The organism is Phormidium tenue FACHB-1050 (assembly GCF_014696925.1).
Taxonomy (GTDB): Bacteria; Cyanobacteriota; Cyanobacteriia; order Pseudanabaenales; family Pseudanabaenaceae; genus Pseudanabaena.
The window spans coordinates 113035-127689 of the sequence record NZ_JACJQY010000008.1; the positions used below are offsets into that span (position 1 = coordinate 113035).

The 14655-nt window shown below is 42.4% G+C and carries 26 protein-coding genes; 12 read left to right on the forward strand and 14 right to left on the reverse strand.

The window, feature by feature from the left end; all coding sequences use genetic code 11:
- The first annotated feature begins 1 nt into the window (after nt 1).
- Genes H6G05_RS07490 through H6G05_RS07500 form a run of 3 tightly spaced genes read left to right on the forward strand, consistent with a single transcriptional unit; the run spans nt 2 to nt 1400 of the window.
- Nucleotides 2–388 carry a hypothetical protein gene (locus H6G05_RS07490; RefSeq protein ID WP_190577574.1) on the forward strand — a complete coding sequence of 129 codons (387 nt, stop codon included), beginning with the start codon at nt 2–4 and terminating at the stop codon, nt 386–388.
- Entirely contained in the window at nt 388–1137 is a 750-nt protein-coding gene (locus H6G05_RS07495; RefSeq protein ID WP_190577575.1) for a hypothetical protein, read from the forward strand. Before H6G05_RS07490 ends, H6G05_RS07495 begins: the two co-directional genes overlap by 1 nt.
- On the forward strand, nt 1137–1400 hold the full coding sequence (locus H6G05_RS07500; protein WP_190577576.1) for a hypothetical protein: 264 nt from the start codon (nt 1137–1139) through the stop codon (nt 1398–1400). Before H6G05_RS07495 ends, H6G05_RS07500 begins: the two co-directional genes overlap by 1 nt.
- Nucleotides 1401–1473: 73 nt before the next feature.
- Here H6G05_RS07500 and H6G05_RS07505 read toward each other — a convergent pair whose 3' ends face one another.
- Genes H6G05_RS07505 through H6G05_RS07555 form a run of 11 tightly spaced genes read right to left on the reverse strand, consistent with a single transcriptional unit; the run spans nt 1474 to nt 6080 of the window.
- A complete protein-coding gene (locus H6G05_RS07505; RefSeq protein ID WP_190577577.1) occupies nt 1474–1893 on the reverse strand; it encodes a hypothetical protein in 420 nt (139 codons plus the stop codon).
- Nucleotides 1886–2077 (reverse strand): hypothetical protein, encoded by a 192-nt coding sequence (locus tag H6G05_RS07510; RefSeq protein ID WP_190577578.1) that lies wholly within the window; start codon nt 2075–2077, stop codon nt 1886–1888. The genes H6G05_RS07505 and H6G05_RS07510 overlap by 8 nt, the downstream gene beginning before the upstream one ends.
- A gap of 4 nt (nt 2078–2081) precedes the next feature.
- Nucleotides 2082–2264, reverse strand: a complete 183-nt coding sequence (locus H6G05_RS07515; protein WP_190577579.1) for a hypothetical protein — start codon at nt 2262–2264, stop codon at nt 2082–2084.
- Nucleotides 2248–2433, reverse strand: coding sequence for a hypothetical protein (locus tag H6G05_RS07520; protein WP_190577580.1), 186 nt, complete (start codon nt 2431–2433; stop codon nt 2248–2250). Before H6G05_RS07520 ends, H6G05_RS07515 begins: the two co-directional genes overlap by 17 nt.
- Nucleotides 2434–2449: 16 nt before the next feature.
- Entirely contained in the window at nt 2450–2593 is a 144-nt protein-coding gene (locus H6G05_RS07525; protein WP_190577581.1) for a hypothetical protein, read from the reverse strand.
- Nucleotides 2594–2598: 5 nt separating this feature from the next.
- Nucleotides 2599–4182, reverse strand: a complete 1584-nt coding sequence (locus H6G05_RS07530; RefSeq protein WP_190577582.1) for an ATP-binding protein — start codon at nt 4180–4182, stop codon at nt 2599–2601.
- Nucleotides 4182–4517: a hypothetical protein gene (locus H6G05_RS07535; RefSeq protein ID WP_190577583.1), complete on the reverse strand. Its 336-nt coding sequence runs from the start codon at nt 4515–4517 to the stop codon at nt 4182–4184. The genes H6G05_RS07530 and H6G05_RS07535 overlap by 1 nt, the downstream gene beginning before the upstream one ends.
- Entirely contained in the window at nt 4517–5113 is a 597-nt protein-coding gene (locus H6G05_RS07540; RefSeq protein WP_190577584.1) for a hypothetical protein, read from the reverse strand. Before H6G05_RS07540 ends, H6G05_RS07535 begins: the two co-directional genes overlap by 1 nt.
- Nucleotides 5110–5391: a hypothetical protein gene (locus H6G05_RS07545; protein ID WP_190577585.1), complete on the reverse strand. Its 282-nt coding sequence runs from the start codon at nt 5389–5391 to the stop codon at nt 5110–5112. The genes H6G05_RS07540 and H6G05_RS07545 overlap by 4 nt, the downstream gene beginning before the upstream one ends.
- A complete protein-coding gene (locus tag H6G05_RS07550; protein ID WP_190577586.1) occupies nt 5360–5758 on the reverse strand; it encodes a hypothetical protein in 399 nt (132 codons plus the stop codon). The genes H6G05_RS07545 and H6G05_RS07550 overlap by 32 nt, the downstream gene beginning before the upstream one ends.
- Nucleotides 5739–6080, reverse strand: a complete 342-nt coding sequence (locus H6G05_RS07555) for a hypothetical protein (RefSeq protein WP_190577587.1) — start codon at nt 6078–6080, stop codon at nt 5739–5741. Before H6G05_RS07555 ends, H6G05_RS07550 begins: the two co-directional genes overlap by 20 nt.
- Before the next feature lie 160 nt (nt 6081–6240).
- On the opposite strand from H6G05_RS07555, the gene H6G05_RS07560 reads away from it, so the two are divergent.
- Nucleotides 6241–6444 (forward strand): hypothetical protein, encoded by a 204-nt coding sequence (locus H6G05_RS07560; RefSeq protein ID WP_190577588.1) that lies wholly within the window; start codon nt 6241–6243, stop codon nt 6442–6444.
- Between the two features lie 272 nt (nt 6445–6716).
- Here H6G05_RS07560 and H6G05_RS07565 read toward each other — a convergent pair whose 3' ends face one another.
- Entirely contained in the window at nt 6717–7553 is an 837-nt protein-coding gene (locus H6G05_RS07565) for a phage antirepressor KilAC domain-containing protein (RefSeq protein ID WP_190577589.1), read from the reverse strand.
- Nucleotides 7554–7638: 85 nt separating this feature from the next.
- The gene (locus H6G05_RS07570; protein WP_190577590.1) at nt 7639–7809 is read right to left on the reverse strand and encodes a ribbon-helix-helix domain-containing protein; all 171 of its coding nucleotides are present in this window, start codon (nt 7807–7809) and stop codon (nt 7639–7641) included.
- Between the two features lie 160 nt (nt 7810–7969).
- On the opposite strand from H6G05_RS07570, the gene H6G05_RS07575 reads away from it, so the two are divergent.
- The 6 genes from H6G05_RS07575 (at nt 7970) to H6G05_RS07600 (ending at nt 11349) form a co-directional block, all read left to right on the forward strand.
- On the forward strand, nt 7970–8233 hold the full coding sequence (locus H6G05_RS07575) for a hypothetical protein (protein WP_190577591.1): 264 nt from the start codon (nt 7970–7972) through the stop codon (nt 8231–8233).
- Nucleotides 8234–8314: 81 nt separating this feature from the next.
- Nucleotides 8315–8737: a hypothetical protein gene (locus H6G05_RS07580; protein ID WP_190577592.1), complete on the forward strand. Its 423-nt coding sequence runs from the start codon at nt 8315–8317 to the stop codon at nt 8735–8737.
- Complete coding sequence (locus H6G05_RS07585) at nt 8737–9123, forward strand: hypothetical protein (protein ID WP_190577593.1); 387 nt, start codon at nt 8737–8739, stop codon at nt 9121–9123. Before H6G05_RS07580 ends, H6G05_RS07585 begins: the two co-directional genes overlap by 1 nt.
- Before the next feature lie 73 nt (nt 9124–9196).
- Nucleotides 9197–10063, forward strand: a complete 867-nt coding sequence (locus H6G05_RS07590; RefSeq protein WP_190577594.1) for a hypothetical protein — start codon at nt 9197–9199, stop codon at nt 10061–10063.
- Nucleotides 10064–10099: 36 nt separating this feature from the next.
- Nucleotides 10100–10762, forward strand: a complete 663-nt coding sequence (locus H6G05_RS07595; protein ID WP_190577595.1) for a hypothetical protein — start codon at nt 10100–10102, stop codon at nt 10760–10762.
- 125 nt (nt 10763–10887) lie between these two features.
- Entirely contained in the window at nt 10888–11349 is a 462-nt protein-coding gene (locus tag H6G05_RS07600; protein WP_190577596.1) for a hypothetical protein, read from the forward strand.
- A gap of 321 nt (nt 11350–11670) precedes the next feature.
- Here H6G05_RS07600 and H6G05_RS07605 read toward each other — a convergent pair whose 3' ends face one another.
- Nucleotides 11671–13071, reverse strand: a complete 1401-nt coding sequence (locus H6G05_RS07605; RefSeq protein WP_190577597.1) for a recombinase family protein — start codon at nt 13069–13071, stop codon at nt 11671–11673.
- Between H6G05_RS07605 and H6G05_RS07610 the strand changes: the two genes are divergently transcribed.
- Nucleotides 13055–13609 (forward strand): magnesium chelatase subunit ChlI family protein, encoded by a 555-nt coding sequence (locus H6G05_RS07610; RefSeq protein ID WP_456356021.1) that lies wholly within the window; start codon nt 13055–13057, stop codon nt 13607–13609. The genes H6G05_RS07605 and H6G05_RS07610 overlap by 17 nt on opposite strands.
- A 553-nt stretch (nt 13610–14162) precedes the next feature.
- Nucleotides 14163–14531: a response regulator transcription factor gene (locus H6G05_RS07615; protein ID WP_190577598.1), complete on the forward strand. Its 369-nt coding sequence runs from the start codon at nt 14163–14165 to the stop codon at nt 14529–14531.
- Nucleotides 14532–14655: the final 124 nt, after the last annotated feature.

Genomic DNA, 14655 nt, shown 5'->3' on the forward strand with positions numbered 1-14655 from the left:
AATGGGACAACATGGCAATGCTTTTGGCGATTCTCAAGCACAAAACATTCAGATCGCAGCCGATCAAGGAAGTGGACCAGGTAAATTACAAGAATGGACGATAGACTTTGGCACGCTTCTAACTGAATATGAGTTGCCAGATCCGTGCGCTCCTACAGTTGTGCCTGATTCAAAAATACTTGTTTTTAATCCAATTACTCCAGTTGCTGCGGTTGCATCAGGTACATCAGCTTCCTACAGATTATTAGATAGTGATAATAATGTGATCTACCAAGGAAATAACGATATTGGAATCCTAGGGAGCAACAAGCCAGTGATAAAAACCTCGTTAATTGTAGTCTCAGGTGCAATACAAACAGTTGTTAGCTTTCGGATTGGCTACTCCTAATGCAAAATGACAATCTCACACCTAATCAAAGAGTGCGGCTCCAGCTTGAGAAGCAAATGGCTCAAGATGCGATCGCTCGTCTTGAAAAATACGAGCGCGAAAACAACTCTATCTTGCCTACATTCATGGGTGAGAATGGCAAAATTAAGCGATTAGGGCACGGTGAGAGTCGGACGGCGATCGCTACAAATCTTTTTTACGGTATAGGCGAAGAGATGCGCCCTATACCAGTTAGAGGCGGCTTGCCTATGGTTGATAATAAGCCACGATTAGCGCCTATTGCAGCTATCCCAGAGCCAATCGAAGTTATTTTTGCTTATCTTTTCAGGATAGACGCAAGTATTCAAATTGGTGATATTGGATATGGAACCGAAACCTTAGAAGCATATGGCAGCAGTGATGCGCCTGCCTTTGCAGAAACTTCAGGAGGACTTTTAGACGAATTTGAAATCGTTGGACAAATAGATGGATTAACAGGATATTTCACAGGAACAACTTTAGACACAGCAACAGAAATCTGGTCTTTTGGTAGCGGGGCTGTTCAGATAAACTTTACACTTACAGATCCGACCATACTATTTATTACAGTAAGGATTGAAGCTGGATCTCAATTCTTAGAGCAAGAGATAGATCTTGAAGGCTCAGGCTCTGCGATTGTTGGGTTTAATCCACCTCCTGAGCCATCACCATTGCTATTCCCCGCCACTTTGAATTATTCCGTAACTTTCAGTAACCCAAGGAGAGAGTAATGCAGACAGAAACTTCAGTGCGCGATCGCCTATCTCGTACCTTTACCCAATCAGCGATCGCCCTTAAGAAAAGAATCACACAAGATGAAAATCAGCAAACCTTTGCCGCCACTTTATTGGATGGGAACAAAGTACAGCTACCAGATGGAAGCATCCGCACAGCCTATAATCAAGGCACAAGACAGGTGCTAATAGGTGATAGCGTGACGGTTGTTTTTCCCCTGCATTCTCAGATTGGGTTTTATACCAGCAAAATCAGTTAATAAAAAGATCGCCTATCTGTGGGGAGGTGATAGGCGATCGCATGGTTACAATGGGTTTCTGCCTTCGATTATATCATTGGCATACTAAAGGAGGGTAAGGTTTAGAAACTGCTCTCAAAAAGCAAGCGAGAATCAATTTTAAAACCTCTTCATCTTCTGGAGAAACATACGCTTCAGCCTCTTTCCCAAATTCTCTGTATGGCTCAATTGAAGACGACATGAGAAGCCGTTTTTTCTCTAATTTAATATTGCCATCTTCAGACTTTTCTTTAGTAAAAGTCCATAAGGATATATAAGTAATTTTGCCTTTTTGAGTAGATAAAACCCTAAGCAGAATTTTCTTGGCTTCTTCAACTTGTAATTGTTCAAAAGTTTTTGGAACGGCGATCGGGAACTCAGCAATTATTTCCTCAGTGTTTTCATCTTCGTATTTAAACTCAGCTAAATACTGAATAGTAGTAGGTTTGGGCTTTCGCTTTGGTTTTTTACTCACGATATTTATCTTCCATTTCAGATTGAAAATAAATCCTATTCAGCATATCGCGGCACTCTAATAGATATTGCTGATGTGTGCGCTCAATAGCCTGATCATATTCTGGTCGCACCAATCGCGCAAAGTCTCGGAACCATTTGAGCATAATGGCGATCGCGATTACTGCGATTGGCAGAAAAAACACAGTGTTAGTTACCCAGTTTTCCATTGGTTAAGTAATGTCTTTCTTTTGTTTGGACAGTTCCATCTTCTCTAAAATAATAGCGATATTTTGGATCTGATACGTTTGGTACGATCGCTACTGATTCAGGATTAGGAATCTGCATGAGTAGCTGTAAAAGTTCTTGTCTGAGTTCAAATGGTATATTCATTTTGCTCAACTTCTATTAATAATTCTTGACAGTCTTTATGGTCAATCAGAAAGATTTGAGTAACCACGGCATGGACGCGATCGCAGACTAGCTGACTAGGCAGATAGGCTTTACCACATCTTAGGCAAAGCATAGAGCGATCAGTTATTGCGATCCAGTTGAGTGACATTTTCTTTGCGGGTTCCCTATAATTGATTCTTCTCGACAGTAACGTAATCATCTAATACCGCTTGCAGAAGATGTTTTGCATTGTCGGGGTTAGAGTTTTGGATCTCTCTAATGACATACTCTCTGCCTTTGTATTGAACAAGATCGCCTACTTTAAGCATTGCTTTTATCTTTTATGCATTGGTGTAAATTGAAACTCGATCGCGTCAGCAGATCCGCGCTTTAGATAGCCGTGACCTTTTCCGCGCAAGCCTTTAGTAATCGCATCAACTGTAAGCCCAAACTCATTAGCAGGGAATCTTGCACTTTCGGCTGATTGCAACTTAAGAAGGATCTTAGTCGCAACTTGAGAGATAGTATCAGGGCTGAAATGGTCAAGATTTTGAGAGCCAAGGCACATCATTAACCCGTATTTACGAAGCTCACAGGCGTATACATCAATAATCCCTTTGCGATTTGTTGACTTACTTGTGAATTTGTGAGCTTCGTCCATGAATACTGCAAAGCGATATCTTTCGCGATCGCTACATCTGACGGGTATATGTCCTTTAGCACTAAGCGCACAGCCAATCTTACGAAGCAAGGTATCAACTACTAAGAATTGAATATCTTCACTGCCTAGCAATGGCGATAAGTCTATCCGATGCGATCGCGACAACAGTGAATCAATATCAAGGCGAGTAGGCTTAGAAAATACAGGATGCTTAAAGACACTGCGAACTACAGATAAAGCGCTGCTAATGTCATTTCTCATGGGCATAGGTATTTCGGGATCTGCGATATCAATCTCCATCGCTTCGATTACATCCGAGAAAGTTGGCGGCGTTTTGCCCCATGTTGAAGGATCGCGATCGCTTATCCCTTTATCCCTATAAGCTTCTGCCAAATACTTTTCAATATTGAGCTTTTGCTTATGCCCTATGCTCGTATTAAAAGCACAAATCGATTCAATCAACTTCTGTAATTGTGGGAATACACCACCATTAACAGGATCTAGCGAGTCTAGTTCTAGTGGATTGATGCCATATTCACAGGCTGACGTATGACTAAGAGTGATGGTTTTGCAGCAATCTAACGCGATATCCCCATGAAAATCAATGATCAATACAGGGATACCATAGTTATGAGTTTCATTAGCGATCGCTTTTAGGGATTCAGTTTTACCAGACCCCGAAGCACCAATTACTAAAGTGAATCCGTTCGTTTCTTGGTTCGGAGTCCAGTAGAGAGGCTTTTTTTGAGTATCTACACCTAGCAATATATTTAAAGAGTTTTTGTCAAAAATTGGCTCTACTCTTGGCAATGGTAAGACAGGATCAGCGATCGCGCCATGAGGTACAACATCTTGAATAGATGCCCACTGCAATAAGTTCACAGGAACAGCATCAGGGTTTCTTTTGTGCCAAAACTTAATCAACCTCTTGACTACTTTCTCTTGTTCAGCAGAAGTCATGCACTGCAAAGAATAGTGCAGAGATACATGATCTGTCTTAGTAGTCTGCTTGGCAAATAGATCCTCAATTTCGCGAGGAATTGGAACTAAGAAGAAGAGGGGAAACTCTTCGGGAGTAGCTTCAGTAGCAGACTTTAAAACTTCATAGAGTTGATTTAGGCGATCGCCATCTTCATTAGCGATCGCCTTATCAATCTCATCTTGCCACTCCTTAGAAAACGCCCAGAAACAATCAGCTTTTAGGCGATCGATGTTTTTGCGAGCGCGTTCAAATTTAGATAAAAGGAAAGTCAGCATTACTTACTCACAATGTCATGAATTAATCCAAAGTAAATCGCATGAACGGTTAGAGCCAATTGCGCCCAGTCTTTCATCTCAAACTTCCATCTAATAGCAGAGCATCGATTACGCCGCGAAGTCTGGAACAAGAAGAAGAGAGATATACCGCAAAGAACGAACGACCCGACCGTTTTGACCATCGGCACTTTAAATGCGAAAGAGGCGCTTAGCGCCGATGTGATTAAGGTTAAAAGCAAGAAAGGGTGTAGCAATCCCCAGATATGATCAATGAGATCAGGAGAGTTGCTATTTTGTAGCGGCGCACCGCCAGTAGGAGGAGGTTGAATAGCCATTACAGTTTGTCGTAAAGATCTTTAGGGACAGGAAGCGGATGCCCATTACTAGGCACATTTTTATATTCAATAACTTGGGAGGAGCGAGAGTTGATCCCAAGAGCAACTAGGCAACTGAGCAGAATAACGCCAAAAGCTAGACCAAAAAACAATACCACTGGGTTAGTCTCGCCGCCTCCTTTTGATACGTTGGTCAATCCATTGGTTAGATTGGTATTTGTATTGTTGATCGAAGTCATTAACTGTCCATTGGTGAATTGTTGCTGTTGAGCGCGTTCATTGCTTAAAGCGGTGGTAACAGCAAGATCGGTTTCAAGCTTGGCAATTTTGCTATGAACTTGCTCAAATTGGCGATCTGTTTTTTGAATGTAGCTATCAAGCCTTATGCCTTGATTTTGGATTTTAAGCTCGCAAGCATCAATTTTATGAACAACAATCCCAAACTGAGTTTTGCAATACTCAAGCATTTCTGATGCAGTGTTACCCGATGCTAGCTGAGATTCAACCCAGTTAGCCATTTCGTTTGTTTGATGCTCTCTCGGCAAAATATCAACAATTTCGGCGGTTACGATCGCCAGTTCAGAACTACCATTCATTTCTTTGGCTTCTCACAATCAAATACAAAGTCGTTAAGTTGCTTGTCGGTCATGATTGAAATATCGAGAGGAGTATTACAAGCTTTTGCTCTCTCTTCTAGTTGCGATCGCGGAGTCTTTATAGTTTGAGCATTACTGATTTGCGAAAACAATCCAGTAATTAGCTCAGGACGGGTATGAAACACTCTGGATAAGAGTAAAGTCAAGGCGATCGCGAGTGGCATTGCCACAATTTTGACGAAGTTCTCATTCATCATCATCACCAAGCCAATCTTCACAAGCGAAGATCTTCACAGGCTCTGGCTCAGAACTAGCAAGTTGTAGCTGCTGACCGCCAGCCAAAACGTGAGCAGTCTTTAGTTTTGCCTTGCCTTGCAACTGTGTAAAACTAAGAGCCTCAATGCCCTCACGTTTTACACCTAAACGGTTAAGGAATGCTTCAGAGTAAAGCTCATCCGCAAAGACATCAGCATCGGCGATCGCCTTACTGGTAATTGCTGACGTAATATCCGCAATCTGCGATTTTTTGGCATTCTTGCTAACCGTGTCCGCAGCATCATGAGAAGTTGATTTTTTGGTGTTGCGTGGAGCTTTGGGGGCTGCTGCATTTACGCGATCTTTAATGCTAGGAATAGGGTCTGTCATCGTTTATTACCTTAAAGTCCATGTATTCAAGAATTTCTTTTACAGCTTGCCGACTGTAATAATCAGTTCCAGATTTTCGAGTTGGCTCAAAATCTGAGTTAGAAGTATCAGTCAAATTATCAGAATCAAAGTCGTAAGCTCTAAGATGAGCGATCGCGTATTGGACTAATCGACGCTGACCTTCAAAGCTTAACGATGGATACTGCGCGACTATTAGTTTTGCGATATCAAATGTTGAGAACCAAGGGAATCTAGTAAGGACTATATTTTTTGGCTCAGCTATGTTGAACTTTGGGACAGGTAAATTGGCAGTTTTTAGCACTCCTTTTCTTCCTTTAGTTGGCGAACTATTCGCGAACGTTCGCTACTTATTCGGCGAATGAAGCGCGAATAGTTCGCGAATGACTAACAGTTAAACATCGTTTAACACCGTTTGTCAATAGGTGAGAGTATATTTGTTTTACGACGTTTAACGGTGCAATATGCAGATAGGGTTTAGAGTTCCTGCGGATTTAACAACAGCGCTAGAAAAATATTTGAAGCAAACAGGGCTAGAGAAAACCGAATATATTGTTGGGCTAATCCGCAAAGATTTAGGCATAGCACAAACAGAGACTCTTATTGAAAAGGTTGAGTCTCACGAAATACGCATAGCCAAGATTGAGGCGCGATTAGATGTTGATTAAAATATTGCTGTGCTTAGCGATCGCCTTATTACTCTGGGAAAGTAACCTTAATTGGTTTGGAGTAGTGGCGATCGCGTTGTTTTATGTAGCGATTAGTGCTTAAACGCAAATCATCGCAGATACTCTTTATTCATCAAAGGATATTTGTCGGCTGGAATCATCGCCATTACGAACGCTTCCCAGCTTGGATATCGTGAAGCATAGCGATCGCTCTTAGTGACTGCGATCTCCTCTTCTATTTTGGCGCTTTCTTCTTGGGTTTAGCCATTGGGTTAAGCCCTCTTCATCGCAACAATTTTGTCGGAATCAAAATTAAATCTGAATTGCTTATCTTTTGGAATCACCTGATGCTTTCGCAAAATATCCAAAATGCGATCCAAGCCCTTCCAAGAGAACACAGGTGAGAATCGCATCCGACCATCAAAGCATTGACCATCACGCAGCTTTGCAAGCCCTTCATTTACCCAAGGCGCGTAAGGGCAATTAGTGCCATCAGGACGCTTAAACAGCACTTTCTCTGTACGCAAAATGTCGTATAACTTGCGATTAGTGAACTTAGGTACAGCCAATTGCTTACAGATTTCTTCACCCGTCATCCATCCATCAGAATCCATTACAAGATCGTAACGCTCTGCTTTTGGCTCTAGGATTTGAACTTCCATTTGAAGCGCTTGGTTCTGTTCCACAAGCTTTAATCTTTGATCTTCTAAATCAGCAGCAAGGCGCAAAGCTTCTACAAAGTTTGTGGGTAAAGCAGGATGAGAAGGAACTACTTCGTATTTACCAGTTTTGCGGATAGTTGGAAGAATTTCAGCATGAAGCAATCGATTAAAGGCTTTACCTGTTGCAGTGCGTGATCGCGAAACAAGAAAGGTAACAGCAGCTTCATGAATGATTGTGGTGTCTTGGAGTCTCCCAAGGTTGTCAGGTATGGGAGTGTTATTAACATACTCATCGCCCAAACCTTCTGACACAACCGTTTTTAAGGCTCCAACTGTAGTAGTTGACTTAATAGCACTCAAAACATCTGTAGCCACAAACCAAGGATCGCCATTAATAGAAATGATGCGAACCGATTGCGAATTAAAAGCGAATTGCTGCAAATTCATATACTTCACCAAAAAAACAATAATTCTCTCAATAGATATCAGCAGACAAACGAGAATGATCGGCGATGTTGAGGCGATCGCGCGGTTAGTTTTTAAGTTCTCCTTCCTTTTCCGCCTTATCAACAGCTTCTTGGCAGAGAACCTCAATCAAGTTACTAACCGAGCGCTTACGCACTTTAGCTAGTAGCTCTAGTTTGGGCTTGAGTCCATCCTCTATATAGGTTGAAACTCTAACTTTATCGGTTGCCACGGTCATATTGGTAGAACTCCTTATTTACTATACTCCTACCACATTACACAAATCTAGCTCTACTGTCAACCAAAAAAAGGATTAAAAAAGTGTTGACTTTGTACAAGAGTAGTACTACTATTTAGAAAGGTTAAACAAACGCCTCAAGCAAACGGAGATAAAGCCAATGATGACCAAAGAGCAAATCAAAGAAGCAGCTAAAGCTGTGATTGAAGCAGAAAAGGCTGTTAAAGCTGCTAAAGCAGTATTAGCCGATGCTCAAAAAGTATTTACCGACGCATACAGAGAAGGCTATGACGATCAAGACTGCCTTTTGCAAGAGATCAACCTTATTAATGTTGATGGCGATTTCTGGGAGTTGAAGATCGACATTGACGAATCTGCGTTTGAGCATTTGCACCACGTTACTTGTACATCAGTAATCATCTAAAACACCAAAAGCCCGTCACCAAGGCACTGGCAACGGGCTTAAGTTAAACAACCATCTCACACACGAAGACTTAGGGGATATATGGGATTTACTCTAACACGTCACGGCTCCAGCGCAGTATCAGCGCTTCGCACACCAGAAGAAGAGGCGGCAGCCAAGCTCAACCACATGACACTTGAGAATATGCCTAGCCCCGTAATTCACGGAACCCGTCCCCAAATTGAGTGGGCAAATAAAATTGTAAGAACCTTCTTGTTTTATTCCCACGCTTGGGGATTTAAAGCCGAAGAGATCGCAGCATTCTTTAAAACCTATCGCGCCCAATCCGCAAAATTCTGGATTGACAATCGCAACAGCAAGCCAATGTCATCAGAAACGCGGATCGCAGTCGAAAAAGAACTTGCAGAAATGGCAGCAGATCGCGCCGCACTTACCAAAAGTCAGGCAGCGATCGCGCAACTCACATCAAAACAACTTAGTAAAGCGATCGGGAGAGGTGTTTAATGTCTGACTTTCAATGGGTTGGAGCATATGACAATCGCCGCTCTGTTTCTAACTACTCAGCCGCCACTGCTCACGAAATGGTAAAAGAGGCTAACAAGCGTTTGGGGATTGCCAAGCCCAAAGACATTAGCCGCCAAGCCGCCGAGAAGTTAGCCGCCGATCACGGCATGATTTTGCTAGGCAGTAAGCCTTGGATGAAGCTTCAAAAGATTGGGGCAAAGCGCGGGGAGTTTGTTAATACCGCACCATACAAACTTAATCGTTTTAAAGATGTTGAACTTTTCTTTGCTCAATTGCCACTGCAAGAGCAGCAAGCGGCTTTAGCAGCCAAGAGCGATGAAGAGATCCGCATCGAAGCGGCTCAAGCAAAAGCCCTTATTTTTTAACTATTACTATCTATTGGGGGAATTACTAATATTCCCTCAATAGATTCCTAACCATTTACCCAGTAAAAACAAAATGACAAATTTAGCCAAGGCTGAAACTCAATCACTCGTACATCAAGATCTAAGCGATGAACTTCTAGCCAAGATTGTCCAAAGTGGAGATCTGTCGATGCTTTCATCTAGCGATCGCCTGATCTACTACTTTACCTACTGTCGCCAGCTTGGGTTAAATGCCCTATCAAAACCTTTCGACTATATCGAAGAGAAAGATAAGGACGGGAAAATTAAAAAGATTTCACTCTATCCAAACGCGATCGCCGCTTCTCAGTTGCGAGATTCCAGAAACGTCTCAACCCGAATTGTTGAGGAAAAAATCATGCTAGATGGTGAGATTTATTCCGTCACTGTAGAGGCAAGAATGGGAACCCGCACCGAGCAAGCGACTGGTAAAGTCGGAATCAAGACAGACAATTGGGGCAAACCTTTAAATGGCGACAGCAAAGCCAAGGCGATGAAACGAGCAGAAACCCAAGCCCGTAGACGAGCGACGCTTGCAATTGTTGGGCTAGATGCGATCGGAGATGAAGATCGCAAAGCGTCAATTTCTGACATACCTATGGATTGCTGGACACCTGAGTTAAGCGATAAGTTAATGACGATCGCGACGGCTCCACTTTGGGACGATAAGTTGTGGAGTATTTTTACTACGAGCGCGGAAAAATGTAGTTCGCCAGACGAGCTTGACGGACTCATTAAATGGGTAGGCAGGAAGCCTCAACCAAGTGCAGAGCAATCAGAAAAGATTAATCAGATTTTAAAGTCTTTAAGCGATCGCTTTAAGAATGCTCACCCCGTAAAATCCGCACAAGCTGACAACGCAGCTACGGAATACAAAGCAGAAATTAACACTGCGATCGCTAATGGCGAAATCGATTTTTAAAAAACCTATAGGCGGCGCATAGCGCCGCCTCACATTATGACTACACAACGACCAAACGAAGGGACGCTATGGAGAAACGAATCCAAAGATAGCCCAGATGCTCCAGCCAAAAAAGGGCAATTGCTGATCACGCGATCGCTACTCTTAGAACTTTGTGAACAGCAAGGCAAAGGCGGTGATTTCTTAGTAGATGTTTTTGCATGGGAGAGAGGGACAGTAACTGGAGAAACAATATTAAGCATCATGGTTAAAAAGCCCTGCGAATTTGGAGAACAACCAACTGCACCTGCACCTGCACCCAAAGCGCCGCCAGATCCCGCAAAGTATCTAGCCGCCCTCAAAGCCAAGATCGCCTTGGTTCAAAATTCTGTACAGTTTCAGGAATTGTACGCAAAAATCAAAAGCGATGAAGTTTGGGCGGTTTTTAAATCTGTACCAGCGATCGCGCAGGAAGCGGCAAATCTTCTCGCAGAATATCAAAAGAAGTTTGCGCCCAATATTCCCAAAGATCCGAGCGATTTAAGCGACTTAATTTCTAAAATTGACGTTGAATTTGAAAGATTAAAGCTGCACCCAAAAGCACACTGCTTAGAGCGATGGGGCAAATCAAGGCAAAAGCTTAGCGCCGTCGAGTTGCAAATTTATTTAGATGAATTGCAATTAGCTCAGCCAATCCCGCCCAGCGATGATTTCTTTTAAATTAAAGCAAATCCTTTGATAAAAGTTATTGACTTTTATCAAAGGATTTGCTTTAATAGTATTCATGAGGCAAGGGCGGTCACCCAAACCTCGGTTAAACCAAGTAACACAAAGGATTTTACACCATGCCTACACTACAAGTTCTTGCTTCTAACATTCAATACGATTCTTCTTGGGGGATCTGGGCTGAGTTGATTGATGGCAAATTTGCCGCCCAGTCACAAGCGCGTTATGGTCAACGTCAATTTGAGAATGGTGGATTACTAGATGAGTTTGCATTCTTTGCCAATGGCAAAAAAATTGGCGATCACTACCAATATTGGTGCGGTGAGTTTGAATTGCATGATTATTCTCAATGGGCTGAGATTGTTCGCAAGTTTGAAGCCTTTGAAGATGGCTGTGAATGGGGCGGCAACCGTGAAGAGGTTGAAAACTGGGCGAAAGATTCTGAAGATCCTGAAGTTATTGCCTTAGTTGAAGCAGCTAAAGCAGAGTTTGATTCCCAGTGCTTTGAAAACTCTGATGAATGGCTTTTAGAGCTAATCGCAGAAATGAATGATGATTTAGAAGCCAGAATCGAATACTAATAGCGCAAAGGCAGGGTCGCACCCTGCCCCAACCACCATGCCAAAAGGCGGAAATCGCAAAGGTTCAGGGCGTAAATCATTGCCCAAAGAGCTAAAAAAGGAAAAGCTCAGCCCCATCTCATTCAACCCACAGAAAGAAGTATTAGACCTTTTAAATTCCTCAAATTGCGGATTCAAAAGCCGATCTGCTCTAATCAACTTTGCTATAAAAACTTTCTATCAAGTTTACGAAAATCCAAACGATGATTGATCCACAAACTTTAAATCTTTTAGAACTGCCATATGTAGATCTAAGATCAAAAAGAATAAAGCCGCTGCTATTTAAATCTTTAACTCTATCGATACCACCTTGCGATCGCGTACAACAATCTTTTTAATCAAAGACTTGTACAGCGATCGCTTTTCTTCATTGTCTAGAGTTGCAAAGAAATCTGGATCGCTAAACGCCTCAATAAGTAGCGATCGCAATTCTAAGTTAATGCCTTGGTCTACATCATGCGATCGCTCTAAGTTTGCAATTTCATCCTGCAACTTTGCGATCGCATCTGCGAGCATAGGATTGTTCATTGATTCAAGTATAGTTATCTGTCCACGCAATTCTTTAATTTTGGGATTTTCAACTTTTTGGTCATCAGCTTCATAGATAGTAGCGATCGCCCCTGCCTTTTCAGTCAATGCTTGAATAGCGATCGCCTCAACAATTTCAATTTTGTAAGTCCCCCGTTGACTGCATGACTTGCCAGCGGGTTTTTTAGACCGCGTTCGGCAGTAAAAAGATCTAATTCTGCGAAATTCAGTTTTTATACCACCCGATGGTTTACTCATCAGATCGCAACTCACCCCGCACTCACCACAAAATACCAAGCCTGATAATGGGTTTTGAAATGCTTTCCTGTTTTTGCCCCAAATTCTAGTATTTTCTGTCAGTATTTCAGCGATCGCTCTTTGCTCAGCTTCAGTCATTAAAGCTTGGTCCACATGCGTACCGTAAATAATTTGATTACCTTGCGGCAAATGTGCGGGCTTAGGATTGCGTTTATCGTAGGGAGTATTACCAATTAGCACGGGATTTAATAGCCACTGTCGCAAGCCCGACACACTAAACCTCTTGCCATATTTCTCGTAGATTAATCGCGTCACAGGCGGCAAAGTTTTTAATTCTAGGTATAAGGCGATCGCCTCCCTTGCGATCGCCGCCTCATCAGGATTTAAAACATATTCTTGGTTTACTCGCTTATATCCGTAGGGAGTCCGAGGGTTAGCTTTGTGCAAGTCCCTCAAATTCTGGTAGCCTGCACGCACACGCATTGAGGTTTTTCTGGATTCATATTCTGCCTGCAACCCTTTTTGGCGCGATTCATACCACTCATTAGGATCGATAAAGTTGATGTAGCGATCGCTGTCCAACTCATAGATCAGCACGCCAGTTTCTTCCAGAGTCTGCAAAAACTTAGCGGATGTTGTTGACTCACGGCTCAATCGGTCAAGAGCCGTGACAGTGATTTGCTTAACTTTACGATTCTTAACTAAGTCACAGATGCGTGAAAAATCTTCTCGCTTGGCATCACCCCACGATCGCCCCGATGCGACATCCTGATATATCTCAGTGCAGCCAGCTTTTTTCAATCGGTTAAGTTGAGTCTCTAGCCCATGCTTTGAATTTGCTTGCTCGGAAGTCGAAACCCGTGCATAGCCCAGATTTTGGATGATATCGTCATTCATGGCGATCGCTTTTTGGTGGACTGTCGGATTATACTTCACACTTGTCGCGAGTACAAACCCTTGCCAGTGTGGATATTACGGTGACTCGGTGCAGCCTTGTACCTGTACACCACGTCAGCGTGAACAATATTGGGCAAAGCTATCAGGTCCCTTAATGGATCGCATTGACTTACAGGTGACAGTAGCGAGGTTAAAGGCTGAAGAGATGACGAGATCGCCAGAGGGGGAAAACTCCAGTGCCGTCAAAGAGCGAGTACAAGCCTCTCGCAAAATTCAACAAAGTCGATTTCAGAAAGAAGCCAAGGTAAATTGTAATGCTCAGATGCAATCCAGACATTTGCGGCAATGGTGCGAACTTGATCATCCCTCCCGTGAATTACTGGAAGCAGCCATTAAACGCTTAGGTTTATCGGCTCGTGCAACCGATCGCATACTCAAAGTATCCCGCACGATCGCTGATCTCGCCAATGCTGAAAATATTCAAGTAGTCCATGTAGCTGAGGCAGTTCAATATCGCACCCTTGATCGTGTTACTTAAATCAAAAGACCAAGAAAGTGAGAAAGCACCGCTTTCTCACTTTCTTGGTTTGTACCTAAAGCACTGGAATAGGTTATATCAATGTAAGTTTTGCTTAGGACAGCAAACCCAAAAGATGAGTGGCGGCGCTTTGCGCCGCCACTCATCTTTTGGGTTTTGATTTTTGTCCGAGCTATCTTTTACATTGCTATACCAATTCACGAAAGTGTGACAACACTTTCGTGAATTAAAAACCAAACCCTATAAGGATTTTAAAAGCAAAAAATGGCTACACTATTTCGTGCTTTGGTATTCCAGAGCCGATTATCGAATAATTAAAAAAATTATTTTAGCTTTAATGCAAGAGCAAAGCCATATACATGCTATTTTGTGTCTTGTCTTTCGGCTGTACTCTTAATCTCTATATCGGAGAAGACTAAAATATGAACAGTTTAATAAATAGTTAAGCGCTAACTTAAAATTAAAGTGAGCAAAGCACAATGCCAATCATACTAACCCTAATATATTTGTTTGGTGAGTTGCTAGTGGAAGAATCCTATCGGGGCATTCATGTATGAGTACAGTTCTGGTGGTTGAAGACAGCGTGACACAAAGAGAAATGATTGAGGACTTACTCAAGGGTAGTGGCTTAACGGTTAAGACAGCAGGTGATGGTGTGGAAGCACTAGAGAAAATGCAAGGCAATTGCCCAGACATTGTAGTTATGGACATTGTCATGCCCCGCATGAATGGTTACGAGCTATGTCGTCGTATTAAAACTGATCCCAAAACTGAGCGCGTTCCCGTCGTAATGTGTTCATCCAAAGGTGAAGAATTTGATCGCTACTGGGGAATGAAGCAAGGTGCTGATGCTTATATAGCTAAGCCATTTCAGCCTCAAGAACTAGTAGGCACTGTAAAGCAGTTACTTAGGAAAGCTTAAGAATTTCATGAAAAATGCTAAAAGTGTAGACAATTCTTGATTATTTAATGACTGTTAGTTAACATCAATACTTTAATATTTTCTCAATGTTCTCGTTATTTATTTTTCAGTTTATTTTTTAAAA